The sequence below is a fragment of the Roseiarcus sp. genome, assembly GCF_052145395.1.
In the GTDB taxonomy this organism is placed as follows: Bacteria; Pseudomonadota; Alphaproteobacteria; order Rhizobiales; family Beijerinckiaceae; genus Roseiarcus.
Window position 1 is genome coordinate 1 of sequence record NZ_JBKQOT010000273.1, and the last position, 24,842, is coordinate 24,842.

The 24,842-nt window shown below is 66.6% G+C and carries 24 protein-coding genes; 15 read left to right on the forward strand and 9 right to left on the reverse strand.

What is annotated here, in order from left to right; translation table 11 throughout:
• The first annotated feature begins 299 nt into the window (after positions 1-299).
• The gene (gene trmFO / locus ACLP25_RS09105) at positions 300-1,721 is read left to right on the forward strand and encodes a methylenetetrahydrofolate--tRNA-(uracil(54)-C(5))-methyltransferase (FADH(2)-oxidizing) TrmFO (protein WP_442468881.1); all 1,422 of its coding nucleotides are present in this window, start codon (positions 300-302) and stop codon (positions 1,719-1,721) included.
• On the opposite strand, the gene ACLP25_RS09110 is transcribed toward trmFO, so the two are convergent.
• Complete coding sequence (locus ACLP25_RS09110) at positions 1,699-1,989, reverse strand: hypothetical protein (protein ID WP_442468882.1); 291 nt, start codon at positions 1,987-1,989, stop codon at positions 1,699-1,701. The two genes, trmFO and ACLP25_RS09110, sit on opposite strands and share 23 nt — an antisense overlap.
• A gap of 226 nt (positions 1,990-2,215) precedes the next feature.
• On the opposite strand from ACLP25_RS09110, the gene ACLP25_RS09115 reads away from it, so the two are divergent.
• The 7 genes from ACLP25_RS09115 to ACLP25_RS09145 all read left to right on the forward strand — a co-directional run bounded on the left by ACLP25_RS09115 (position 2,216) and on the right by ACLP25_RS09145 (position 9,521).
• Positions 2,216-2,668, forward strand: a complete 453-nt coding sequence (locus ACLP25_RS09115) for a DUF2852 domain-containing protein (protein WP_442468883.1) — start codon at positions 2,216-2,218, stop codon at positions 2,666-2,668.
• A 123-nt stretch (positions 2,669-2,791) separates the two neighbouring features.
• On the forward strand, positions 2,792-3,430 hold the full coding sequence (locus ACLP25_RS09120) for a PadR family transcriptional regulator (protein WP_442468884.1): 639 nt from the start codon (positions 2,792-2,794) through the stop codon (positions 3,428-3,430).
• A gap of 660 nt (positions 3,431-4,090) precedes the next feature.
• Positions 4,091-5,017 carry an ABC transporter substrate-binding protein gene (locus tag ACLP25_RS09125; protein ID WP_442468885.1) on the forward strand — a complete coding sequence of 309 codons (927 nt, stop codon included), beginning with the start codon at positions 4,091-4,093 and terminating at the stop codon, positions 5,015-5,017.
• Between the two features lie 170 nt (positions 5,018-5,187).
• Positions 5,188-6,669, forward strand: a complete 1,482-nt coding sequence (locus ACLP25_RS09130) for a sugar ABC transporter ATP-binding protein (protein ID WP_442468903.1) — start codon at positions 5,188-5,190, stop codon at positions 6,667-6,669.
• Entirely contained in the window at positions 6,666-7,712 is a 1,047-nt protein-coding gene (locus tag ACLP25_RS09135; protein WP_442468886.1) for an ABC transporter permease, read from the forward strand. Before ACLP25_RS09130 ends, ACLP25_RS09135 begins: the two co-directional genes overlap by 4 nt.
• Positions 7,709-8,671: a galactofuranose ABC transporter, permease protein YjfF gene (gene yjfF / locus ACLP25_RS09140; RefSeq protein ID WP_442468887.1), complete on the forward strand. Its 963-nt coding sequence runs from the start codon at positions 7,709-7,711 to the stop codon at positions 8,669-8,671. Before ACLP25_RS09135 ends, yjfF begins: the two co-directional genes overlap by 4 nt.
• A gap of 13 nt (positions 8,672-8,684) precedes the next feature.
• Positions 8,685-9,521: a FadR/GntR family transcriptional regulator gene (locus ACLP25_RS09145; RefSeq protein WP_442468888.1), complete on the forward strand. Its 837-nt coding sequence runs from the start codon at positions 8,685-8,687 to the stop codon at positions 9,519-9,521.
• Positions 9,522-9,585: 64 nt separating this feature from the next.
• On the opposite strand, the gene ACLP25_RS09150 is transcribed toward ACLP25_RS09145, so the two are convergent.
• From ACLP25_RS09150 to yajC, 5 genes are read right to left on the reverse strand one after another with little or no spacing between them, the layout of a single operon-like run.
• Positions 9,586-10,458 (reverse strand): phytoene/squalene synthase family protein, encoded by an 873-nt coding sequence (locus ACLP25_RS09150; protein WP_442468889.1) that lies wholly within the window; start codon positions 10,456-10,458, stop codon positions 9,586-9,588.
• Positions 10,455-10,853 (reverse strand): MTH938/NDUFAF3 family protein, encoded by a 399-nt coding sequence (locus tag ACLP25_RS09155; RefSeq protein ID WP_442468890.1) that lies wholly within the window; start codon positions 10,851-10,853, stop codon positions 10,455-10,457. The genes ACLP25_RS09150 and ACLP25_RS09155 overlap by 4 nt, the downstream gene beginning before the upstream one ends.
• Positions 10,850-11,803, reverse strand: coding sequence for a protein translocase subunit SecF (secF, locus tag ACLP25_RS09160; RefSeq protein WP_442468891.1), 954 nt, complete (start codon positions 11,801-11,803; stop codon positions 10,850-10,852). Before secF ends, ACLP25_RS09155 begins: the two co-directional genes overlap by 4 nt.
• A 25-nt stretch (positions 11,804-11,828) precedes the next feature.
• A complete protein-coding gene (gene secD, locus ACLP25_RS09165; protein ID WP_442468892.1) occupies positions 11,829-13,418 on the reverse strand; it encodes a protein translocase subunit SecD in 1,590 nt (529 codons plus the stop codon).
• 45 nt (positions 13,419-13,463) lie between these two features.
• Complete coding sequence (gene yajC / locus ACLP25_RS09170; RefSeq protein ID WP_442468893.1) at positions 13,464-13,811, reverse strand: preprotein translocase subunit YajC; 348 nt, start codon at positions 13,809-13,811, stop codon at positions 13,464-13,466.
• A gap of 230 nt (positions 13,812-14,041) precedes the next feature.
• Here yajC and ACLP25_RS09175 point away from each other — a divergent pair, with 230 nt between their 5' ends.
• The 7 genes from ACLP25_RS09175 to preA all read left to right on the forward strand — a co-directional run bounded on the left by ACLP25_RS09175 (position 14,042) and on the right by preA (position 22,364).
• Positions 14,042-14,752: an aquaporin gene (locus ACLP25_RS09175; protein WP_442468904.1), complete on the forward strand. Its 711-nt coding sequence runs from the start codon at positions 14,042-14,044 to the stop codon at positions 14,750-14,752.
• Positions 14,753-14,797: 45 nt separating this feature from the next.
• Positions 14,798-16,654 (forward strand): ATP-binding cassette domain-containing protein, encoded by a 1,857-nt coding sequence (locus tag ACLP25_RS09180; protein WP_442468894.1) that lies wholly within the window; start codon positions 14,798-14,800, stop codon positions 16,652-16,654.
• Positions 16,655-16,852: 198 nt separating this feature from the next.
• Positions 16,853-17,920 carry an alkene reductase gene (locus ACLP25_RS09185; RefSeq protein WP_442468895.1) on the forward strand — a complete coding sequence of 356 codons (1,068 nt, stop codon included), beginning with the start codon at positions 16,853-16,855 and terminating at the stop codon, positions 17,918-17,920.
• A 163-nt stretch (positions 17,921-18,083) separates the two neighbouring features.
• Positions 18,084-18,641, forward strand: coding sequence for an HdeD family acid-resistance protein (locus ACLP25_RS09190; RefSeq protein WP_442468896.1), 558 nt, complete (start codon positions 18,084-18,086; stop codon positions 18,639-18,641).
• Between the two features lie 41 nt (positions 18,642-18,682).
• On the forward strand, positions 18,683-19,507 hold the full coding sequence (locus ACLP25_RS09195; protein WP_442468897.1) for a crotonase/enoyl-CoA hydratase family protein: 825 nt from the start codon (positions 18,683-18,685) through the stop codon (positions 19,505-19,507).
• Positions 19,508-19,671: 164 nt separating this feature from the next.
• Positions 19,672-21,039, forward strand: a complete 1,368-nt coding sequence (locus ACLP25_RS09200) for an NAD(P)-dependent oxidoreductase (protein WP_442468898.1) — start codon at positions 19,672-19,674, stop codon at positions 21,037-21,039.
• A 17-nt stretch (positions 21,040-21,056) separates the two neighbouring features.
• Positions 21,057-22,364 carry an NAD-dependent dihydropyrimidine dehydrogenase subunit PreA gene (gene preA / locus ACLP25_RS09205; RefSeq protein ID WP_442468899.1) on the forward strand — a complete coding sequence of 436 codons (1,308 nt, stop codon included), beginning with the start codon at positions 21,057-21,059 and terminating at the stop codon, positions 22,362-22,364.
• Between the two features lie 64 nt (positions 22,365-22,428).
• Here preA and ACLP25_RS09210 read toward each other — a convergent pair whose 3' ends face one another.
• The 3 genes from ACLP25_RS09210 to ACLP25_RS09220 all read right to left on the reverse strand — a co-directional run.
• Entirely contained in the window at positions 22,429-22,938 is a 510-nt protein-coding gene (locus tag ACLP25_RS09210; RefSeq protein ID WP_442468900.1) for a c-type cytochrome, read from the reverse strand.
• Positions 22,939-23,014: 76 nt separating this feature from the next.
• Positions 23,015-24,331 (reverse strand): epoxide hydrolase family protein, encoded by a 1,317-nt coding sequence (locus ACLP25_RS09215; protein WP_442468901.1) that lies wholly within the window; start codon positions 24,329-24,331, stop codon positions 23,015-23,017.
• A 215-nt stretch (positions 24,332-24,546) separates the two neighbouring features.
• A partial coding sequence (locus ACLP25_RS09220) for a cytochrome P460 family protein (RefSeq protein WP_442468902.1) occupies positions 24,547-24,842 on the reverse strand: 296 nt, incomplete at its 5' end.

Genomic DNA, 24,842 nt, shown 5'->3' on the forward strand with positions numbered 1-24,842 from the left:
TGCTCGCGTAGCGTTCGCTGAAGGCACGTAACCGAGAGCCCCTGCGAACCCGCGCGGGCCACGACAATGGAAGAGCCGTTCCCTGCGGGGGGCGGCTCGTCTCTTTGGGCACCCAGCATGGGCGCGCTCTTGTGGTAATCCCTCCGTGAGCCGGTCGCGGCGAACGACGTGAAGCGCAACTCGACCCGCATGCCGGATGGCGCCTCGGGGGCGTCAGGATCGCCCCCGGCGCCGATTTCTGCTCCGACTCAAGCGCCGGGCGGTTGACGCGGGGCACGCGCTCGGCAAAGAGACCGCCCATGCGTCCCATCCACGTCATCGGCGGCGGCCTTGCCGGCTCGGAGGCGGCATGGCAGGCGGCCGAGGCCGGCATTCCGGTCGTGCTGCACGAAATGCGTCCGCTGACCGCGACCGCCGCCCACCGCACGAGCCGTCTCGCCGAACTTGTCTGCTCCAACTCCTTCCGCTCCGACGACGCCTCGACCAACGCGGTCGGCGTGCTCCATCGCGAGATGCGCGCGCTCGGGTCGGTCATTATGCGCTCAGCCGACGCCCATCAAGTGCCGGCGGGCGGGGCTCTCGCCGTCGACCGCGACGGGTTTTCCGCCGCCGTCGAGCGCGCGGTCATGTCCCATCCGCTGGTGATGCTCGAGCGCGCCGAGATCGCCGGGCTGCCGCCTTCGGACTGGGACAATGTCGTCATCGCCACCGGGCCGCTGACTTCCGCGCCGCTCGCCGAAGCGATCGCTGGTCTCACCGGGGAGGGCTCGCTCGCCTTCTTCGATGCGATCGCGCCGATCGTACATCGCGACTCGATCGATACGGACGTCGCCTGGATGCAGTCGCGCTACGACAAGGAGGGGCCGAGCGGCGGAGGCGCCGCGGCCTATGTCAACTGCCCGATGAGCCGCGATGCGTACGAGGCCTTCGTCGACGCGCTGCTCGCCGCGGAAAAAACCGAGTTCCGCGAGTTCGAGGGGACGCCCTATTTTGACGGCTGCCTGCCGATCGAGGTGATGGCGGAGCGCGGCCGCGAAACCCTGCGCCACGGACCGATGAAGCCCTTCGGCCTGACCAACGCGCATCATCCCAAGGTCAAGCCCTACGCCATCGTCCAGCTCCGGCAGGACAACGCGCTCGGCACGCTGTTCAACATCGTCGGCTTCCAGACCAAGCTGAAGTACGGCGAGCAGACGCGCGTGTTCCGCATGATTCCCGGCCTCGAGTGCGCCGAATTCGCGCGCCTCGGCGGCATCCACCGCAACACCTATCTCAACTCGCCGCGACTGCTCGACGCGCGGCTGAGGCTCAAGGCCCAGCCGCGGCTCAGGTTCGCCGGACAGATCACCGGCTGCGAGGGCTATGTGGAGAGCGCCGCGGTCGGCCTGATCGCCGGGCGCCTCGCCGCCGCCGAACGGCTCGGCCGCCCGCTCGAGCCGCCGCCCTACACCACTGCGATCGGCGCGCTCCTCAACCACATCACAGGCGGCCATATCGAGTCGATCGACGCCGGCCCGCGCTCGTTCCAGCCGATGAACATCAATTTCGGCCTGTTCCCGTCGATCGCCGAACCGCGCGTCGACGAGGCCGGCAATCGGCTGCGCGGGCCTGAGCGGGGCCTCGCGCGCAAGCGCGCGCTTTCGGCGCGGGCGGAGGCTGATCTCGCGGAATGGGCCCAACGCGACGACATGCGTGATTTCATCGTGGGCGACTCACGATAGTCTGCCGCCGCGCGGGCTGTCGCGTTTTCTTGTGGCGGTCTCCGCTCAGCCGCCGCCGCGAAATCGAGTCACATTCGGCGCGGGCGGATTGGGGATGCGCCTTCACCGAGCGCTCGTACTCCAGCACGGCTCTCAGCGCCGGATCGGGTACCCAGGGAAACAGGAACGCCACATTCAGCTGCTCGCCCGGGTCCATCTCGATGTTGAAGATCTTCGGATAGCCGTTCATCTCGCTGCTGGCCGACTCCGGGCCGCCGAGGCGCTGCACTCCCTCGCCCGTCGGAAAGCCGCGCAACTCCCCGCGGCCGTAGGGAGTCGATCGCCAGCCCAGCGGGGGCCCGCTTCGAGCCTTTGACTCGCGTCAATTCGCGGGGCCGATTTGGCGGGGCCTGCTTTGCGACGGCAAAAAATCGCCCGCGGGCGCCTTGCGTACGATATATCGTCTATTAGATGCAATTCATCCGATATATCGGATGAAATCGAAAAGGTCCAACATGTCTGGTTACGCTGAAGCCCGGCCCGCGGGCCGCCCAGGGCCGCTCCCTTACGAATTCGAGGACTGGCGATGGTCGGAGCATCGCTACCATCCGCCGCTGCCGGTGAAGATCCTTGCGGTCGTCGCCGCCTTCTGGCTCTTCCACCCTCTCGGCGTCGCGCTTCTCGTTTACTTTTTGTGGCGAGCCGCGCGCCGAGATGCACAGGCTGCATTCCGCAGCGCGGAGTTGCCGCCGTGGGACGGAACCGTTCCACCGGGCCGCTGGATTCGTCCGGCGTTCCGCAATACGACGTTCAAAGAGCGCCGGCGCGAGACTCTGAAGCAGCTCGACGAAGAAGCCGAGGCGTTCGACGCCTTCGAGCGCAAACAGCGTGAGGCGCGCGACCGCGAGGCCTTCGAGCGGTTCAAGGCCGAGCGGAACGCGCCGAAAGACGGGCAGGACGCGAATTGACCGGCCGGGTATGACCGGCCTCGCGCCCTCGCCAGCAAGCGGGGGCGTCTCGCGCCGAATTTTGCCGTAGCGCGGCCGAGCCGCTAGCATGGCCCGGTCGCGCTCCCCAATGAGAATCGATTCATGTCTCCGCCTTTCCGCCCGTCGAAACCCGGCGCTGACGACAACCCCGAATGCGGGCCGCACGCGGCGTTTCGCGGCCTGTTCGGCCGTCATTCGGACGGCCCGTTCGGGCGCTGGCGCGGGTCGCGCATGTTCGATTCGGGCGCGCTGCGCCTGCTTGTGCTCGGCCTGATCGCCGAGGAGCCGCGCCACGGCTACGGCATCATCCGGGGCTTGCGGGCGCGCTTTCAGGGATCCTACAGCCCGAGCCCCGGCTCCATTTATCCAATCCTGCAGCAGCTTTCCGAAGCGGGGCTCGTCGCCTCGTCCTCTCACGGACCGCGACGCCGCTTCACCGTCACCGAGGCGGGGAAAGCCTGGCTCGCCGAGCAGAGCGCCGAGCTCGACGCGATCAAGGCTCAGCTCGACAAGGCCGCGGCCCCGATCGGCGAGCACGCGATCGGCGAGGCGATCCGGGAACTGCGCGGAGCGCTCTTCTCCAAGATGCGCAAGGGCGCGCTCGACGCCGAACAGCCGTCTGCGCGACGTGCTGGAGCGGGCGCGGCGCGAAATCGAGGACCTTTAGGCGGTCCGCACTCCGGAACCCCGCCGGGAACTTCGGCGACCCGCCGGGCCTTGAGCGTGATGTTTTCAAGTTAAATCAACTCTATCATTGCCGATATCCGCAGGGTGTCGAGGCGCCCGTCTGCCGACAGGCTATGGCGACAAATCCATCCAGGAGGCCGGCCGCTTGGATGCCGTCGGCGGAAGACATCTGGATTTCCTCGGTCGTCCGCCGGGCGAGGCGCACTCGGGCGCCCTCCAGCGTCGTTCAGCGCGCGTTCGGTATGCGTTCGAGACGCGTTCGATACGCGTTCGGCGCTGGATTTGACCCTCTTATTCACCCGTGAATCGTGACCTTTCAATGCGTTACACTCGAGTTCGCGAGAAAATCTTTTTCGCGAATTGTCTTCGTCATGCGGCCCATCCCGGCGTAACGGGCCGCGTCCCGTTTAAGACGACGTCGATCTGCTTGCGCTTCGTCTGAGGCTCGCACGAACGGATCATACCGTTATTTCTGCTTTTCAGCAATCAAAGGTCGCGCCATCGAATCCGGTGCGCGGAGCCCTCCCCTGCGAACACCGCGGCCTTATGATGCGGCCACGCGCGCCGCGCTGGCGTTCGTTGACCGCCGAACCCATAAGTCCTATTGTATGATAATTGGCGGTCGGCGGCCGGATGCACGTAAGGCCATCGCCAATCAAATTGCGTCCGACAGCCGAGGCGCCAAGAACGTGTTCATCACGGGAGGAGGATAGTATGCAGCTCATGAAATGGCTGGGCGGTGCCGCGGTGGCGGCGACCTTGGTTTTTGCGGGATCTTCGGCATTCGCCGTCACCATCGGGTTCTCCCAGGTCGGCGACGAAGGCGACTGGCGCCCAGCCTTCTCCAAAGACATGCAGGAAGAAGCGAAGAAGGAGGGGATCGACCTCAAGTTCGCCGATGCGCAGGGCAAGGAAGAGGATCAGCTGAAGGCGGTTCGCGCGTTCATCGCCCAGAAGGTCGACGCGATCGTCATCGCGCCGGTCGTCACCACGGGGTGGGGACAGGTGCTCGAAGAGGCCAAGAAAGCCGGCGTGCCGGTGTTCCTCGCCGACCGCGACGTCGAAGGCGACAAGAGCCTGTTCGTCACCCGCATTTCGGCGGACTTCAACCTTGAAGGCAAGCTTGCCGGCGCGTGGCTTGCGCAAGCGAGCAAGGGCAACTGCCAGATTGTCGAACTGCAGGGAACGGTCGGCTCCGCGCCGGCGATCGAACGCAAGAAGGGCTTCGAGGCGATTATCTCGCAGTTCCCAGACATGAAGATCATCAAGTCGCAGAGCGGCGACTTCACCACCGAGGGCGGCAAGAAGGTGATGGAAGCCTTCATCAAGGCGACCGACAACCTGAAGGGCGTCTGCGGCGTGTTCGCGCATAACGACAACATGCAGCTCGGCGCGATCCAGGCGATGAAGGAAGCGGGCCTCAAGCCCGGCAAGGACTTCCTGATGGTGTCGGTCGACTACGTGCCGGCGATGAAGGAAGCCCTGGCGGCCGGCGACGCGAACGCCTCTGTCGAGCTTCGCTCGGCGATCGGCAAGTACATCTATCCTGTCGTCACCGACTGGTTGAAAGACAAGAAGGAGCTGCCGAAGTGGATCGTGATTCCTTCCGACCTCCACACGGCGGCGACGCCCGGCAACTGACCCGACAGCGGGGATAGAAGGCCAAAGACGCGCGCTTCGCTCACGCCATTCGATCGGGCGGGGCGCGCCCTTTTGCGAGAGCGCCTGCTTGTGCCAAGCTGGCCCTGGGAGAAAGTTCCTGGACACAAGCGACGCCGCCGGAGCTTAAAGCCGTGGTTGCTCGTATTGAAATGCTCGGGGTTTCGAAAGCGTTTCCCGGCGTCCGGGCGCTCGAACGCGTCGACTTCCAGGTGGAGGCCGGCGAAGTCCACGCCCTCATGGGCGAAAACGGCGCCGGAAAGTCGACGCTGATCAAGATCATGACCGGCGCCTTGCAAGGCGACGAGGGCGAGATCCGGCTGGACGGCCGCCCGGTCCACATCGGCAAGACCGGCGACGCGCAGGCGCTCGGGATCGGCACGGTCTATCAGGAGGTCAACCTCGTCCCGACCATGTCGGTGACCAAGAATCTTACGCTCGTGCGCCAGCCGCGCCGGTTCGGACTGATCGATTGGGGAGCGGCGCGAAAGCGCGCCCGTGAGCGTCTGAAGCGCCTCGACATCGACATCGACGTCGAGCGGCCGCTCGGCTCCTATTCCGTCGCCATCCAGCAACTGGTAGCGATCGCCCGGGCGCTCGAGGACGACACGCGGGTGCTGGTGCTCGATGAGCCGACTGCGAGCCTCGACGCCAACGAGGTCGCGCTCCTGTTCAGGATCGTCCGCGACCTCAAGGCTCGCGGCATCGCCATCGTCTTCATCACCCATTTCATCGATCAGGTCTACGAAATCGCGGACCGCATCTCGGTGTTGCGCAACGGCCGCCTCGTCGGCTGCGCCCCGATCGCCGAGCTTCCGCGGCAGAAAATGGTCCCGCTGATGCTCGGGCGGGAGCTCGAACGCACCGAACAGCGCGCGTCGCGCGCCGCGTCGACGGCTCTGGACAAGCCGATTCTGGTCGCCGAGGGGCTGGGACGAAGGCGGGTCATGGCGCCGTTCGATCTCACCCTGCACCCCGGCGAGGTCGTCGGGCTCTCGGGACTGCTCGGGTCCGGCCGCACCGAGGTCGCCAAGCTGATCTTCGGCGCGATCAGGCCCGATTCCGGAAAACTGACAGTCGGCGGCGCGCCGGTGACGTCGGCCTCGCCAAGCCACTCGCTTCATCTCGGCATCGCCTTCTGTCCCGAGGACCGCAAGGCCGAGGGCGTGTTCGGCGAACTCACCGTGCGCGAGAACATCATTCTTGGCCTGCAAACCAAGCGGGGATGGCTGAGAAGGCTTTCCCACCTTGAGCAGGAGGCGCTGGCGCAGGAGATGATCAAGGCGCTGGCGATCGCCACCCCCGACGCCGACAAGCCGGTCAGCCAGTTGTCGGGCGGCAACCAGCAGAAGGTGGTGCTGGCGCGCGCGCTCACCGCCGAGCCGCGCATCCTCATTCTCGACGAGCCGACGCGCGGCATCGACGTCGGGGCTCACGCGGAAATCGTGGCGCTGATCCGCAGGCTCTGCGCTCAGGGGCTCGCGCTGCTCGTCGCCTCCTCCGAACTCGACGAGCTCGTCGCGGTCAGCGACCGGCTCGCCGTGCTGCGCGACCGGCGGAAGATTGGCGAGATCGAGGAGCGGGACATCAACCGCCAGACCATCATCGATACGATCGCGGGCGCCGGAACGTGAAGCACTCGGCCGACATCCAAGCGGAAACCCCGTCCTTTTCCTGGCTGCGCGCCATTTTCGGCCACCGCGCGGTCTGGCCGATCGTCGCGCTCGCGCTGATCTTCATCGTCGATGGCGTCATCTCGCCCGGCTTCTTCCATATCCGCATCGTCGAGGGACGGCTGTTCGGCAACCTGATCGACATTCTCTACCGCGCTGTGCCGACGGCGCTGGTCGCGCTCGGCATGGCGGCGGTCATCGGCACCAAGGGCATCGACCTTTCGGTCGGGTCGATCATCGCAATCGTCGGCGCCGTCATCACCTGGCGCATTCACGCCGGCGATCCGCACTGGCTGGTTCTCCTGATCGCGCTCGGCGCGGCTTTGCTCTGCGGATTGTGGAATGGCTTTTTAGTCGCCGTCCTCGACATTCAGCCGATCATCGCGACGCTGATCCTGATGACCTCGGGTCGAGGCATCGGCCTGATGATCAATCTCCTCTATGGCGGCACCAACCCGAGCTTCACCAGCCCATTGCTGCAGGGTCTGAGCGTCGGTCACATCGGCCTCATTCCGACCCGGCTCATCCTGTTTGCCGCGATTTTCTTTCTGCTTTGGCTCGCGATCCGGCGAACGGCGTTCGGGCTGGTCCTCGAATCGGTCGGCGGCAACGCGGGCGCGGCCAAGATCGTCGGCATCAACGCGCGGCTGATCATCTACGCGGCCTACCTCATCTCCGGGTTCTGCTCCGGCTGGGCGGGAATTGTGCTCGCAGCCGACACCCACACCTCCGATCCCGTCAGCATCGGCCTCTACATCGAGCTCGATGCGATTCTCGCGGTGGTGATCGGCGGCGGCTCGCTTTCGGGCGGCCGAGTCTATCTCGGCATGACGATTCTCGGCGTGCTGGTGATTCAGGCCCTGACGACGTCCATCCTGACCAGCGGCCTGCCGCCAGAATACAATCTGGTGGTGAAAGCGATCGTGGTGATCATCGTGCTGCTGCTTCAATCGACCAACCTGCGCGCCGCGCTGTACAACGCCTTCGCGAGGACGAAGCGATGAACGAGAAGTATCTTCCGCTTCTTGCCACGATCGCCGTGTTCGTCGCGCTGTTTCTCGTTGGCGGCTTCCTGTACAACAACTTTTTGACGACTCTGGTTCTCGGCGACATTCTCGCTGACAACGCCTTCATCATCACGGCGGCGATCGGCACGACCTTCGTCATCCTCTCCGGCGGCATCGACCTTTCGGTCGGCTCGATGATCGGCTTCGTCGGCGTAGTGATCGCCAACCTCGATCTCGCCGGATGGCATCCGCTCGTCTCGGCGGCGATGATGGTGGCGTTCGGACTCATTTTCGGCGCGCTGCAGGGGCTGATCATCGACTTTTGCGAAATTCAGCCGTTCATCGTGACGCTCGCCGGCCTCTTCCTGCTGCGCGGCGGCTGTTTCATGATCAACCTCGATTCGGTGCCGATTCACCACCCGTTCGTCGCCTGGTACTCGGGCCTGAGCATTCCTCTGCCCGGCGACGGCGAACTGCACAGTTCCGCCGTCGTTATGCTGATCGCGCTCATCGCCGCGATCGCGATCGCCCACTTCACCCGATTCGGCGCCAACGTCTATGCGATCGGCGGCGACAGGACCTCGGCGACGCTGATGGGCGTGCCGATGAGGCGCACGATGGTGGGCATCTATGCGCTCGGCGGTTTCTTCAGCGCGCTCGGCGGCGTGATCTACGCGTTCTACACCTCGTCCGGCTATCCGCTCGCCGGCACCGGCAACGAACTCACCGCCATCGCATCGGTGGTCCTCGGCGGAACGATGCTGACCGGCGGCATCGGCATGGTCGCCGGCACCCTGTTCGGCGGCATGATCCTCGGCCTGATCGCGACCATCATCGATTTCAACGGATCGCTGAACGGCGCCTGGATCATGATCATCAGCGGGGTGCTCCTCTTCATCTTCATCGTGATGCAGCGATCGCTCGTCGGCTCGCTCCGCCTGCGGGGCGCGTCGTGAGGCGGCGAACGCCATGACACGAATCGGCAAGCCCTCGTCTTCGGTCATCAAGCGGCGAAGGACGGCTTTTGGTCGCGCCGTGGTCAGCCGGGCCGCGCGGGACGGGCGCCAGGATTTGGCTTTCGAGCGCAACATCTACAGCCAGTTGGCCGGCAGGCTCGGCGAGGAGATCGTCGCCGGCTTTTATCCGGCGGGCGCGTTGCTGCCGAATGCCCAGGACATGTGCGCGCGGTTTTCGGTCTCGCGCACGGCGCTCCGGGAAGCCTACAGCATCCTCAGCGCCAAGGCGCTGATCGTCGCCCGGCCCAAGATCGGCACGCGGGTTCGTCCCAAGTCCGAATGGAACCTTCTCGACCCTGAGGTGCTCGCCTGGCATCTTGCAGCGACGCCGAGCGAGCACCTGGTCGACGAATTGTTCGCCCTCAGGCAGTTGGTCGAGCCGCCGGCGGCGGCGCTTGCGGCCTCGGCGCGGTCCCGGGACACGATCCAGCGAATCGCCGACGCCTACGGCCGGATGGAACAGTTCAAGAACGGCGAGGGCGACCTCATCGGCGCCGATCTCGACTTCCACATGGCGATCCTCGAAGCGTCCGGGAACCGGTTTCTGGCGGCGCTCGGCGGACTCATTCACACGGCGCTGGAATGCACTTTCCGGCTGAGCTGGCGGGGCGCCGCCGCCATCCAGGACAACCGTCTCTATCAGCATCGCGCGGTCTTCGAGGCGATCCGCGACGGCGACCCGGCGAGCGCCAACAAGCGCATGGCCGACCTCTTGCGCGATTCGATCGGCGACGTGCGGGAATACCTGCGGCAGCGCGACGAGGCGGTCCGCCTGGCGCCTGCGCGATGAGCGCGCGTGAGGCGCGCCGCTCAAGGGAAATCAACGGGGGCGAGGGCGCGCCAATCCGCCTCGGTCAGAACCGCCGGGCCCAGCGCCAGATCGCCCATTGCCGCCGGAGCGCCGAGGCCTCGGCGGGCGGATCGAACGGCCGCCGCCCGCTGCCCTCAAGGCGGTCGAGGTCGAGCCGCAGGCTCCCAAGCGGAACGAAGGCCGGAAGTATCGGCGGCGGGAACGCCCTGAGCCGCCGTTCCGCTTCCTCGAGGCGGGCGCGCGCGAGAGTGCGCAACTCCCCGCAGGCGGCGATCACGCCCGGGGTCGCGTTGCGTGCGTCGAGGTCGTTGAGGGTCGCGCCATGCCGTTCTGCGACATCGACGGGAAAGAGCATCGGCCCCGCGCCTGCCTGAAAGGGCAAGTCGGCGAGCATGCGCGCCAGCGCCAGCGCCAGGCCTGCCGGCTCATGCGCTTCGGCCGCGTCGATGTCCCGACCGCCGGCTGCGATGCGGGAGGCGAGCCGCAGCCGCGCGCCCTCGCTGTCGGCCGCGTAGCGTTCGAACGCCGCGAGGGTGAGGGCGTCCGGGGGCGCGATTTCGGTCAACCGCGCGTCCAGCATCGCCTCGATCGGCTCGGCGGGCAGCTGAAAGGCGTCCACCGCCGCGCATAGCGCCAGCGCGACCGGGCTTCCGGCCGCCTCCGCGTCGCGGCCGCCCAGCGCCGCCTCGCGCCACCAGGCGAGCCTCATCACCGCCAGGTTCGGGTCCCGGGAGCGCAGCCGCGCCTGACGAATTTCGTGGTCGAAACAGGCGAGGGCAAACAAGGCGTCCCTGGATTCAGGCGGCGCATAGAGCGCTCCGAGCCACTGATCGCGCGCGTTGGCCCGCGCCAGCGCGCCGCAGTGTTTTGAGGCCTCCGCCAGCGTTTCGGCGTCGAACCGCGACGGCGCCGTCACGGCGTCGCGATCAGGACCGCGGCGACTCGGCGGCGTTCGGCCTGCATGACGTTGTAGACCCTCAGCGCCGGGCCGGTCGCCATGACTTCGAAGCGCAGACCCGCTTCGCGCAACGCCGCCTTTAACGGCGTCGGCGCCGGCTGAAGGCGCTCGCCGGCGCCGATGACGAGGAACTCGATCGAGCCGGGATGCTCCGTAAGCTCCGCGAACAATGACGCCAGCGTGCGCTCGTTAAGGCCTTCGACGGTCGACGCCTCGATCGGGCGCACCCCCTGCGGCGTTGCGAGGATCGAGCCGCGCCAGGACATCCCGGCGAAAGCAAATCCGCCACCGCCGTGGGCCGCGATCATGTGGCTGCCGGGCGCATAGGGCGCGGCAGGCGGAGACGCCGTCACGCCTTCGCGTCCGCGCCCGCCGCCGTCTCGGCGTCCTTGTCCTTCCTGTCGAAGACGTCGGAGCGGACACCCATGTAGATCAGCATCGGCGAGCAGATGAAGACCGACGAATAGGTGGCGACGAAAATGCCCCAGATCATCGCCGCCGAGAACGAGCGGATGACGTGGCCGCCAAGGAAGAACAGCGCGAGCAGCGCCAAAAACACCGTCGTCGCGGTCATGATGGTGCGCGGAAGCACGGCGTTCACCGACATGTCGATGATCTCCGCGGTCGACAGGCGCTTGTACTTGCGCATGACTTCCCGGATACGATCGAGCACGACCACGGTCTCGTTAAGCGAGTAGCCGACGATGGTCAGAATGGCGGCGATCGAGGTCTGGTTGAACTCGAGCTGCGTCACGCAGAAGAAGCCGACCGTCAGCAAGAGGTCGTGCATGGTGCCGATGATGGCGCCGACCGCGAACTGCCACTCGAACCGGAACCAGAGGTAGGTCAGGACCGCGATGATCGCCACGACGACGCCAAGCGTGCCGCTCTGCACCAGTTCGGACGAGACGCTCGGGCCGACGGAGTCGACGCTGCGGAATTCGTAATCGCTTTCGAACGCTTCGCGCAGCTTGGCGATCGCCGTCTGCTGCCCCTGCTCGCCGCCGGGCTGCACGTTGAGGCGCAGCAGCACGTCGGCGTCCGAGCCGATCTGCTGCACCTCGACCGGCCCGAGGCCTAGGCCTTCGGCCTTGGTGCGGATGTCCGCGATGTGCGCCTCGCCGGTCTTGGCGCGAATGTCGACCTGCGTTCCGCCGGCGAAGTCGATGCCGAAATTCATGCCCACGAACAGGAACATCAGCACCGAGATGATCGAGAGCGTCGCCGACAGCGGGTAGCTCACCCGGCGAAACCGCATGAAGCCGAATTTCGTGTTCTCGGGCGCGAGGCGGAGGAGTTTCATGTTTTTTGTCCCGGAACCGGCGCGCTCAAATCGGAATCTTGGTCGGCCGCAAGCGGCGGTACCACAGGGCGATCATCATCCGCGTCATCGTCACCGCGGTGATGATCGAGGTGATGATTCCGAGGCCGAGCGAGACGGCGAAGCCGCGCACCGCGCCGGAACCGAACAGGTAAAGGATGAGCGCGGCCACGAACATGGTGACGTTCGAGTCGACGATCGTGGCGAAGGCGCGCCTGAAGCCGGCGTCGAGCGCGGACAGCACGGAACGGCCGAGATGCGCTTCCTCGCGGATGCGCTCGTAGATCAGCACGTTCGAGTCGACCGCCATGCCGATAGTGAACACGATGCCCGCGATGCCGGGCAGAGTCAGCGTGGCGCCGAGTAGGACCATCGAGGCGAAGATGAGCAGGATGTGCACCGCCAGCGCGAGGTCGGCGAAAATCCCGAAGATTCCATAGGTCGCGATCATGTAGACGACGACGAGGAGCGCGCCGACGTAGGCCGCCCGCTTGCCGGCGTCGATCGAGTCCTGTCCGAGCCCCGGCCCAACCGTGCGCTCCTCGACGACCGTGAGCTTGGCGGGCAGAGCGCCGGCCCGCAAGAGGATCGCGAGGCTGCTCGCTTCGTCGAGGGTGAAATTCCCGGTGATCTGCCCGGTTCCGCCGGTGATCGGCGAGCGGATGACCGGCGCCGAGATGACCTTGCCGTCGAGCACGATGGCGAACGGCCGGCCGACGTTCTCCGTCGTGACCTGTCCGAACTTCTGCCCGCCGCGAAGATTGAAGCGGAAGGTGACGTCCGGCTCGCCGGATTGCTGGTCGAAGCTCTGCTGGGCGTCGACCAGATCCTCGCCGTCGACCATGATGCGCTTCTGGACCGTGATCGTTCCGCCGCCCTTCTGCATCGGCAGGGTCTCGACCTCATTCGGCGGGTCGCCGGGATCGGCGACGAGCTGAAAGTCGAGCTTGGCGGTCTGGCCGATGATCTCCTTGAGCTTGGTGGTGTCCTGAAGCCCCGGCACCTCGATCAGCACGCGGTTGAGCCCCTGCTGCGCGATCTCAGTTTCCTTGGTGCCCATGGCGTTGACGCGCCGATTCAGGACCTCGATCGACTGCGTCACGGCGTGGCGCACCTTGTCGGCGACGGCGGCGTCCGTCAGGGTCAGCTGAACGCCGTTGTCGGTTTCGGACACGTCGAGCGTCCGGCCGTTGCCGCCGGCGAGCGGACCGCCGATCGGCTGACTCACCGACTGCAGGAGACTGTAGGCCTTGTCGCGCTCGGCCGGGTCGGCGATGCGAACGAGAACGCCGCGCGGCTGGGTCACGATGCCGCCGGACAGCGCGATCTTGCCGTCGCGCATCTTCTGGCGGACGTCGTCGCGCAGCGCCTCGACCTGCGCCTTGACGACGGAGGCGTCGTCGACCTGCATCAGCATATAGGCGCCGCCCTGAAGATCGAGCCCCAGAACGATCTGGCGCAAGGGAATGAAGCTCGGAACGCGAGCGGCCAGCGCGTCGACAGTATCGGCGGACATGAAGCTCGGGACCACGAGCAGAACCGCCGCGGCCACGAGCGCCAGAACCGAAGCCAATTTCCAGGGGGCGAAACGGAGCATCGGGCTCTCAACACATTACGGAAACAGCGCCGAAACGGCCAGCGCTCAGGCTTTCGGCGCGTCCTTGACCGGCTCGCCCTTGGCGCGCACCTCGGAGATGCCGGAACGGGCGAGACGCACCTTCACGTTGGGTGCAATTTCCAGCTCCACCTCGTTGTCGTCGACGGCCTTGCTGATCTTGCCGATGATCCCGCCCGAGGTGACGACCGTGTCGCCGCGCCGCGCGGCCTGCACCAACTCCCGCTGCTCCTTCGCCCGCCGTTGCTGCGGCCGCCACAGGATGAAATACACGATCGCGATCATCGCCACGATCGGCACGAGCTGAACGACCGTGTCGTTCATGCCCAAGGCTCCAGTGCTGGCGGTCTGAGCGAAGGCTTCGGTTATGAACACGGGACGGGGGCTCCGGCGACGCGAAAGCCGCGCCGTTCATCAGGGGGTCACACGAAAAGCGTCGCATATATAGCGGCGCGCCTTGCGAAAGCAACGCCGCAGGCCCGGACGAAGCGGCCCAAGAGATCCGCGCGGCGTCGGGAGCTACTCAGTTCCACGTTGCGCGGATATAGGTTCTGTCGCGCAGAGGAATCGCGTCCCGCGAATCGCGGAAATATCGTAAGGAGCGCATAATGAACAAACAACTGGCGGAATTTATTGGAACCTTCGCCCTGGTGTTCTTCGGCTGCGGCGCCGCGGCCATTGGCGGAATGGGCTCGGGCCCCACCGCAGTCAACCTTCTCGGCATCGCGAGCGCCTTCGGTTTCGCGATCGTCGCCATGGCCTACGGCATCGGTCCGATCTCGGGCTGCCACGTCAATCCGGCGGTCAGCTTCGGCGTGTTCGTCGCCGGCCGTATGAGCGCGGCGGAGATGGTGAGCTACTGGATTGCGCAAGTTCTCGGCGCGCTCGTTGGCGCGGGGGTGCTCTATGTTATCCTGTCGGGCAAGGCTTCGGGCTGGACCGGGGGCTTGGGCCAGAACGGCTGGGGCGCGGGCTATCTCGGGGAATACAACATGCTCTCGGCGCTGGTGTTCGAGATCGTCGCGACCTTCCTGTTCCTGGTCACGATCCTCGGCGTCACCCATCCGTTCACGCCGAAGGGCTTCGCCGGTCTGGCGATCGGGTTGGCGCTGGTGGCGATCCACCTGGTCGGGATCAACGTCACCGGCACGTCGGTCAATCCGGCGCGCTCGATCGGCCCGGCGCTCGTCGGCATGGGGTCGAACCCCACCGCCGTCGCGCAGCTGTGGCTATTCATCATCGCCCCTCTGATCGGCGCCGGCCTCGCCGGCTTCCTCTACCGCGAGGGCGCGCTGCTCGATCAGCCGAAGACCTGAGCCGCCGCCCTTGCAACCGCAAGCATGGCGGGCCAAAAGCCCGCCATGCTTCACATCAACGGCCTCTCCTACCGCCTCGGCGAGCGCCTGCTGATCGACAGCGCGACCGCGGCGCTGCCGAGCGGCGCGCGTGTGGGCCTCGTCGGCCGCAACGGCGCCGGAAAGACCACGCTCTTCCGGCTCATGCGCGGCGAGCTTTCGCCCGAGGCCGGCTCGATCACGACGCCCAAGGACGCGCAGCTCGGCAGCGTCGAGCAGGAGGCGCCGGGCGGGGCCGAGACGCTGATCGATTTCGTCCTTTCCGCCGACGCCGAGCGCTCGGCGCTTTTTGCCGAGGCCGAGTCCGCGAGCGACCCCGAGCGGATCGCCGAGATCCAGACCCGCCTCGTCGACATCGACGCCCACGCCGCGCCGGCCCGCGCCGCGCGCATCCTCAGCGGCCTCGGCTTTGACGAACCGGCGCAGAATCGGGCGCTCTCCGAATATTCCGGCGGCTGGCGCGTGCGGGTGGCGCTGGCGGCGGTGCTGTTCTCCGAGCCGGACATTCTGCTGCTCGACGAGCCGACCAACTACCTCGACCTCGAGGGGGTGCTGTGGCTCACCGACTACCTGAAAACCTGCCCGTCGACGATCGTGGTCATCAGCCACGACCGCGACCTCCTCGATGAGGTCGCCGACCACATCCTCCATCTCGACCGTGGCAAGCTCAGCTTATGGACCGGCGGCTATACCAGCTTCGAGCGCCAGCGCCGCGAACAGCAGGCGCTGCAGGGCAAGATGCTGAAGAAGCAGGAGGAGCGCCGCGCCCACCTGCAGGCCTTCGTCGACCGCTTCCGCGCCAGCGCGACCAAGGCGACCCAGGCCCAATCGCGCCTCAAGATGCTTGCCAAGATGGAGCCGATTGCGGCGGTCGTCGACGAGACGGTCCAGCCGTTCAAGTGGCCGCCGGTCGCGAAGAAGCTCAGCCCGCCGATCGTGACCATGGAGAAGGTGAGCGCCGGCTACGGCGACCGCGTCGTGCTCTCGCGCATGGACCTCACGCTCTCGAACGACGACCGGATCGGGCTTCTGGGCGCGAACGGCAACGGCAAGTCGACCTTCGCGAAACTCATCGGCGGCCGGCTGCCGCCGATGGGCGGCAAGATGGTGCGGGCGGTGAAGCTCGAGGCCGGCTTCTTCGCCCAGCACCAAATCGACGACCTCGAGCGTGGCGGCACGCCCTATACCCACGTGGCGGAGCGGATGCGCGGCGAGGCGGAAGCGAAGATCCGCGGCCGGGCAGCGCTGATCGGCTTTTCCGGCGCCCGCGCCGACACGAAGGTCGAGGCGCTGTCCGGCGGCGAGAAGGCGCGGCTGCTCATGGGCCTTGCGACCTTCGACGGCCCGCAGCTTTTGATCCTCGACGAACCAACAAACCACCTCGACATCGACAGCCGCGCCGAGCTCATCGAGGCGATCAACGACTACGAGGGCGCCTGCATTCTCGTCTCCCACGACCGTCGGCTGCTCGAGGCCTGCGTCGACCGGCTGTGGCTTGTGGCGGGCGGCACAGTGAAGCCGTTCGACGGCGACGTCGCCGACTACAGCAGCTACGTGCTCGGCCAGGGCGCTCCTAACCCTCGGAAGAAGCCGGCGCCGGGCGCCAAGCCCGCCCCGCCGCCGAAAAGAACGCGCGACCAGGGGCCGCTCAAGCGCGAGATCGCCGCGCTCGAGGACAAGATGAACCGCTTCCAGGACCTTTTGCGACGGGTGGACGAGGCGCTGGCGGAAGCGGGCGCTTCCGGCGGCGACGCGCTCAAGATGGCCGACCTCGCCGCCCGGCGCGGCGACCTCGAACGTGCGCTCGCCGCCGCCGAGGAGGCGTGGCTCGAATTGTCGGAACAGGTCGAGGAGGCGTCCTAGAGCGGGGCGGCGCCGCCCGCTGGCCCGCATTTGCGGCGTCTCCGCGGCCCATTGCAATCTCACAACGCCTATCTATCTATTAAAATTAACGACATCAGCACGACGGGGAATGGAGCGCCGACGCCGCCGGCGGGAGGGTGGGTTCATTTGGCCTTTGCACGGCGCCGCCTGCGCCGTCGCCCGGGGAGTCTCAACGTCATGCCCTCGCTTTTCGACCCCCTCAAGATCGGCGACATCACCGTCCCGAACCGCGTTTTCATGGCGCCCTTGACCCGCAACCGCTCGAGCGGGCCGGGTCGAGTTCCGAACGCGCTCATGCGCGACTATTACGTCCAGCGCGCCTCCGCCGGGCTGATCTTCACTGAGGCGACTTCGGTCGCGCCGCAGGGCGTCGGCTATCCGCACACGCCGGGAATCTGGTCGGACGAGCAGATCGAAGGCTGGCGGCGCATAACCGAGGGGGTCCACGCTGCTGGCGGCCGGATTTTCCTGCAACTCTGGCACGTCGGCCGCATCTCCGACCCCATCTATCACGACGGCGCGCCGGCCGTCGCGCCGAGCGCCATCGCCGCCAAGGGCACGGTGAGCCTCATCCGGCCGCAGCGTCCCTACGCCATCCCGCGCGCGCTGGAGACCGATGAGATTCCCGGCGTGATCGCCGCCTTTCGCAAGGGTGCCGAGAACGCCAAGGCGGCCGGCTTCGACGGGGTCGAGATCCACGGCGCCAACGGCTATCTCCTCGACCAGTTCCTGCAGGATTCGACCAACAAGCGGACCGACCGCTATGGCGGCCCGATCGACAACCGCGCCCGGCTCATGCTCGAAGTGACCGACGCAGTCGTCTCGGTCTGGGGTTCTGGCCGGGTCGGCGTGCATATTGCGCCACGCGCCGACGCCCACGACATGGGTGACAGCGACCTTCCCGCCACCTTCGGCTACGTGGCGCGCGAACTGGGCAAGCGGAAGATCGCGTTCCTCTGCGCCCGCGAATCGGCGACGGCGCCGCGCCTCGGACCGACGCTGAAAAAGGAATTCGGCGGCGTTTTTGTCGCCAACGAGGGCTTCGACAAGGCCGGCGCGGAAGCCGTGATCGGAGCAGGCGAGGCGGACGCGGTCGCCTTCGGCAAGCTCTTCATCGCCAACCCCGACCTGCCGCAGCGCTTCGCCCTCGGCGCGCCGCTGAATCGCTGGAACAGCGACACCTTCTACAGCGAAGGACCGGCCGGCTACACCGACTACCCCGCCCTGAGGCAGGCGGCGGAGTAGTCTCCCTTCTCCGGGAGAAGGGCCGGGGATGAGGGGTCCACCGCCAACGAACTGCGGCACCGCCCTCACCCCTGGCCCCTTTCCCGAACGGGAGAGGGGAACGAGGCTGGACGGTGGCGCTTTTGAGGCCTAAACTTGGCGCGCCTTGAAGGAGCCCGCGCCCATGAACGCCGACATCCAGACCCTCGACATCCAGATCACCAAGGACCTCGCCGCCCAGTGGGGCTGGTTTCTCGCCTTCGGCGTCGCGCTCGTCGTCCTCGGCGCGGCGGCGATCGCGCGGTCGGTGACCGCGACCATGGTCACGATGGCGTTCTTCGGCTGGCTGCTCTTGCTCGCGGCGGTGGTGGAAATCGTCGCGGCGTTCTGGGTCGGTCATTGGGCCGGGTTCTTCCAGCACGCGCTCGCCGCCATCCTCTACGGCGTCCTCGGCTTCATCTTCGTGCTCAGGCCCGCGATCACGGCGGAGATTTTGACCTTCGTCATGGCGCTCTTCTTTCTGGTCGGCGGCCTCTTCCACATCGTGGGCTCCGCCGTGCTCGGCTACGCCGGCTGGGGCTGGCAGGTCCTTGACGGCGTCATCACCCTCGCGCTCGGCGCGATGATCCTCGCCCAATGGCCGGCCTCCGGGCTTTGGGTGATCGGCCTCTTCATCGGCATCGACCTGATCTTCTACGGCGCGACCTGGATCGCGATCGCGTGGGGGCTGCGGGGGGCGTGAGGTAAATCGGCGAAACATCGCAAGACATAGGGAGGCAAGCGATGATCGCAGGCGAGACGATTCTGGGCCGGGTGGTCGTGACCTTCGCGGAACGGATCGCCGAAGTTCGACTCGACCGGCCGGACAAGCTGAACGCCCTCGATCCGCCGATGTTTTCGGCGCTGGTCGAGGCGGGCGAGCGGCTGAAGCGCCTGCCGTCCTTACGCGCCGTCGTCCTTTATGGCGCGGGGCGCGGCTTCTCGGCCGGCCTCGATATGGGGAGCTTCGCCGCTATGGCCGCAGGCAAGAGCGACGGCCTCATCGCCGATCTGCCCGCGCGCACGCATGGCGTCGCCAACCTCGCGCAAGCTGCGGCGTTCGTCTGGCGCGAGGTCCCCGTGCCGGTCGTCGCCGCAGTGCATGGGGTCGCGTTCGGCGGCGGCTTCCAGATCGCCCTCGGGGCGGACATCCGCTACGTGGCTGCGGACGCGAAGCTCTCGATCCTCGAGATCAAATGGGGGCTCGTGCCCGACATGGGCGGGATCGCCTTGATGCGGGAGCTGGCGCGCGGCGACGTCATCCGGGAGCTCGCCTTCACCGGCCGGCAATTCTCGGGCGAAGAGGCGGTCCGCTACGGCTTCGCCACCGCCGTTCACGCCGACCCGCTGGAAGCGGCGCGCGCGACGGCGCGCGAGATCGCGGACAAGAGCCCCGACGCGGTCAGAGCGCTGAAGCGCCTCCTCAACGCGTCGGCCGATCTGGACGTGGCGGCGATTCTCCTCGCCGAATCGCGGGAGCAGGCGAAGATCATCGGCGCGTCGAACCAGGTCGAGGCGGTGCGCGCCGGGATGGAGCGGCGCCCGCCGAGGTTCTCCGATCCGGTGTGACCCCTTCGCCCCGACACTCGTCACAACGCGGGGAGAAGGGATAAGCGGGCGACAAAAGCGCTCCAGCGCCGTAGCATGACGGCCGCTTGACAGGCGCCGCGCGCCGCGAAAGACTTGACCGTTCGGTCAAGATTAATCGCCCGCCGCGGCATTTTGGAGACCCCATGACGATCGCCGGCCGCCCTCAAGGACTATCCGACGTCGCCGCCGGACGGCTGGACCCAAAAACCATCGAGGCGAACTTTAGCGACCTCCATCCGCCGCTCGGCTTCCACGCGGCCAAGGTCGAGTCGGACCGCTGCTATTTCTGCTTCGACGCGCCGTGCCAGCAGGCCTGTCCGACCTCGATCGACATTCCCCTCTTCATCCGCCAGATCGCCGCCGACAACCGGACGGGGGCGGCGAAGACGATCTTCGACGCCAACATCATGGGCGGCATGTGCGCCCGCGTCTGCCCGACCGAGACTCTGTGCGAAGAAGCCTGCGTGCGCGAGGCCGCCGAAGGCAAACCGGTCAGGATCGGCCTTCTGCAACGCTACGCCACCGACGCGCTGATCGAGACCGGAAAGTCGCCCTTTAGCCGCGCCGCGCCGACCGGAAAGCGCGCGGCCGTCGTCGGCGCGGGGCCGGCCGGCCTCGCCTGCGCCCATGCGCTCGCCGTCGCGGGCGTGGAGGTGACGATCTTCGAGGCGCGCGCCAAGCCCGGCGGGCTCAACGGATACGGCATCGCCGCCTACAAGGCGGTCGACGACTTCGCCGCGAAGGAGGCGGCCTTCATTCTGTCGGTCGGCGGGATCGAGGTGTTGTACGGCGTCGCGCTCGGCGAGCACGTGAAGCTCGACGACCTGAGGCGCGACTATGACGCCGTGTTCCTCGCCATGGGGCTCGGCGCCACCAACAAGCTCGGACTGCCGGGCGAATACGAACTCGAGAATGTCGCCGACGCTGTTGATTATATCGCCGTCCTGCGCCAGGCCGAGGACAAGTCGACTATGCCGGTCGGGCGGCGCGTCGTCGTCATCGGCGGCGGCATGACGGCGATCGACATCGCGGTGCAATCGAAGAAGCTCGGGGCGCAGAACGTCACGATCGTCTATCGGCGCAGCTCAAAGCACATGAAGGCGAGCCGGTTCGAGCGCGAGCTCGCCCAGACGAACGGCGTCGTCATCCGCACCTCGGCGCGGCCGGTGGCGATCGAGGGGCACGCGGGCGTATTCAGCGGTGTGTTGTTCGAGGACACCCACGAGCACGAGGGCGTGTTCGCTCCGGCTGGCTCCGTGTTCCGGATCGAGGCCGACATGCTGTTCACCGCGATCGGGCAGCGCGGGACGCCCGAGATCCTCGATGGCGCTGAAATCGAGCTCACGGGCGGCCGCATCGTGGTCGACGCCGAGCGGCGCACGAGCTTCCCAGGCGTCTGGGCCGGAGGCGACTGCGTGGTGGGCGACGAGAACCTGACGGTTGTCGCGGTCGAGGACGGCAAACAGGCCGCCCGCTCCATCCTCTCCGCGCTCGGCGTCTCCGCCGCCTGAATTTTATCGAGGGTCTCATGGCCGATCTCCGCACCGACTTTCTCGGCATCAAGTCGCCGAACCCGTTCTGGCTCGCCTCCGCGCCGCCGACCGACCGCAAGGTCAATGTCGAGCGCGCCTTCCGCGCTGGCTGGGGCGGCGTCGTGTGGAAGACGCTCGGCGAGGCGGGGCCGCCGGTCGTCAACGTCTCCGGCGCGCGCTACGGCGCGATCCACGGACCCGACCGCCGCGTGCTGGCGCTCAACAACATCGAGCTCATCACCGACCGCGACCTCGAGATCAATCTCAAGGAGATCAAGGAGGTCAAGCGCGCGTGGCCCGACCGGGCGCTGGTCGTGTCGCTGATGGCGCCTTGCGACGAGGAGTCGTGGAAGGCGATCCTCGCCCGCGTCGAGGAGACGGAGTGCGACGGCGTCGAGCTCAATTTCGGCTGCCCGCACGGCATGTCCGAGCGCGGCATGGGCTCGGCGGTCGGCCAGGTGCCGGAGTATGTCGAGATGGTCGCGCGCTGGTGCAAGGCGCACACCCGCATGCCCGTGATCGTGAAGCTGACGCCGAACATCGCCGACATGCGCCAGCCTGCGCGGGCGGCCAAAAAGGGCGGCGCCGACGCGGTTTCACTCATCAACACCATCAATTCGATCATGGGCATTGATCTCGACGCCATGACGCCCTTGGATGCGATCGATGGCAAGGGCACCCACGGCGGTATGTGCGGCCCCGCGGTGAAGCCGATCGCGCTCGCCATGGTGGCGGAAATCGCGCGCGACCCTTCGCTCGCCGGCCTGCCGATCTCGGCGATCGGCGGCGTCACCACCTGGCGCGACGCGGCCGAATACATCGCGCTCGGCGCAGGAACCGTGCAGGTCTGCACCGCGGCGATGACCTATGGATTCAAGGTCGTGCAGGAGATGGCGACCGGGCTATCGGCCTACATGGACCGCAAGGGCTACGCCACGATCGACGACTTCCGCGGCCGCGCCGTCCCCTCGATCACCGACTGGCAGCACCTGAACCTGAACTTCGTCGCCAAGGCGCGAATCGACCAGGACCTCTGCATCAAGTGCGGCCGGTGCCACATCGTCTGCGAGGATGCGTCACATCAGGCGATTTTCGCCAAGCTCGACGGCGGACGGACGTTCGAGATCAACGAGGCCGAATGCGTCGGCTGCAACCTCTGCGTCCTCGTCTGCCCGGTCGAGAACTGTATCACGCTCGACCACAAGACGCATGGCGTCGATCCGCGCACAGGTCTTCCCTATGACCGCCCGCCGCTCGCCTGGACGGCCCACCCGAACAATCCGGCCGTCAAGGCGGCGGAATAGCGCGGGGAATTCCTCCCGGCGCAGGTCAGAATTGCGATGGGCGACCTCGACTGGCGGATGTCGGCTAAGGCGAGGTGGTCCACGTCTTGTAGTCAGCTTCGGTCACGGTCGGCAGTTTCCGAACGAAGGCGACGATGGACCAGATGTCCTGGTCCGACGCGCCAGCCAAGCCGAAGCTCGGCATGCCGGTGAACTTGACGCCGTTCTTGATCACCCAGAAGAGCTCCGATGGGGTCCGCTCCTTCGCCATCGCGGCGAGATCGGCGGGGACCGGCTTCAGGCCTTCCGAGAACTTGGCCCATTTGACGCCGGGGCCGCCGTGGCAGTTGACGCAGCCGATCGTGGAATAGACACGGGCGCCGGCCTCAGCCGTTGCGGGTTCGTCGAGATTGGCGGGCGGGGCTTCGGTTGCGTGCCGGGCGACCGAGGCGCCGCGGACGCTGGCGAGCGCCCAACTTACGATTCCGGGGTCGTCTTGGTTTTCGGCGACGCTCCAGAAGCCGCCGAAAAAGAAGATTGCGGCGGCGATGGCGACGATGACGGCGAGGGCGCCGATGAGGGCCAGAAGTCGCATGGGGCTTCTCCGATCTTCCACGAACTTTACAGCGGAGAATCGTGTGGAAAGCAAGGGGCGCCCCACGCTCACCGCTCTAGCGTAGAGACCGGAACCCCGCTCGGACCTCCGCGGAAAGGATTTCCGGCTGCTCCCAGGCGGCATAGTGGCCGCCCTTTTCCGCCTCGTTGAAGTAGATAAGCTTGTGATATGCTCGCTCCGCCCAACTCCGTGGAGCTTGGTAGTTCTCGCCGGGAAACACGGTGACCGCGGCCGGGATGGAGACGTTGACGGCGTTATAAAGGTTGAATTTGCTGCTCTCCCAATAGAAGCGGGCCGCCGAAATCGCCGTGTTGGTCAACCAGTAGAGCGTGATGTCGTCGAGAATGTCGTCGCGGGTGAGGCCGTCTGCGGCATGCCCGTTGATCGTACGCCCGAGCGCAGCCGAAATGATCGCCGCAGCCGGCTGGCCATAACCGTCGCCGTGGTCAAGAAGCCAGGCCGCCAGGCCGACCGGCGAATCCGCCAATCCATAGAGCGTCTGTGGCCGCGTCGCCATCATGACTGCGTAGGCGCGCCGCTTGGCCAAGACCTGGAGCTGCATGTAGGCGCGCCGTTCATCGGCCGAGAGATCGGCCGGCGGCGGATCCCCCGCCTGGAGCGCCTTTGCGATGTCGGAAGGAATGGTTCCTGGTAGATTGACGTGGATGCCCAGGAGCTCTGGCGGCGCCTGCAGCGCCATCACCTCCGAAATGCCTGCGCCCAGATCGCCGCCCTGCGCCGCGAATCGTGTGTAGCCGAGGCGCTTCATCAGCGTGACCCAGGCCCGCGCAGTTCGATCCAGCCCCCATCCGGTCATGGTCGGCCTGACCGAGAACCCGTACCCCGGGATGGAGGGGATCACCAGATGGAAGGCGTCCGAGGCGCTCGCGCCATGCTCCGTTGGATTGGTCAGCGGATCGATGATTCTTAGCTGCTCGATGACGGAACCGGGCCAGCCGTGTGTGACGATGAGCGGCAGGGCGTTTTCATTTTTTGAGCGAACGTGAATGAAATGAATGTCGAGCCCGTCGATCGTGGTGATGAACTGCGGCAAGGCGTTCAGCTTCGCCTCACACTTGCGCCAATCGTAGTCCGTCGCCCAATAGCCAGCGATCTCCTGAATTGAGGTAAGCTGCACGCCCTGGGATTCGTCACCGACCGTCTCCCGATCGGGCCAGCGGGTGATCGCGATGCGCCGACGGAGGTCGACGAGGTCGTCCTCGGGGACGTCGACCCGGAAGGGTCGGATCGCGTCTTCTTCGGACGCTTCGGAGGCCGCGCGAGCAGCGTATGAAAATCCGCTTGAAGCGCTGGCAGCCGCGGCGGCGGCAAGGAGATCACGCCGCGTGGGTTCCGTTAACGCTTTGGACATTGCTGTTCCCTCTAGTGAGGCGACGCTCGCCGCCGCCAGGAACGCGAAGGGATCAAGACGCAGAATAAATGGACCACGCCGAGATTGGCGCTACTCTACGCGGGCGCACTTCATCACCTGACGGCCGCCTCGCCGGCCCTAAGCGCCGCCCCGTAGAGGGCCCCCGCAGCACAAGACGCGCGGGCGGTCGCTTCAGCCCCAGGGCAGCCGCGCCTTCACCGCTTCGGGTAGGCCGTGAAGACATAATCTTTTGTCGCCACGACGGTGTGGCACGCGAATCCGCACTTGGCGTCGTGCTCTTGCGGTGGCGAGTCCGATGTGTCGCCGGGCCTGAATGTCTCGGACGCAAGGTCGTACTCGAACTCGGCATATCCCCATCCGCCGCTGTCTGCGAACCTCTTGCTGTCCTTCACCATGAAATCGGCGTTATACTGGGCACCTGGCACCATTGGTTGACCGGGATACGCCTCCTGTTTCTTCGGATGCCAATGGATTTTCGCCATCTTGGCGC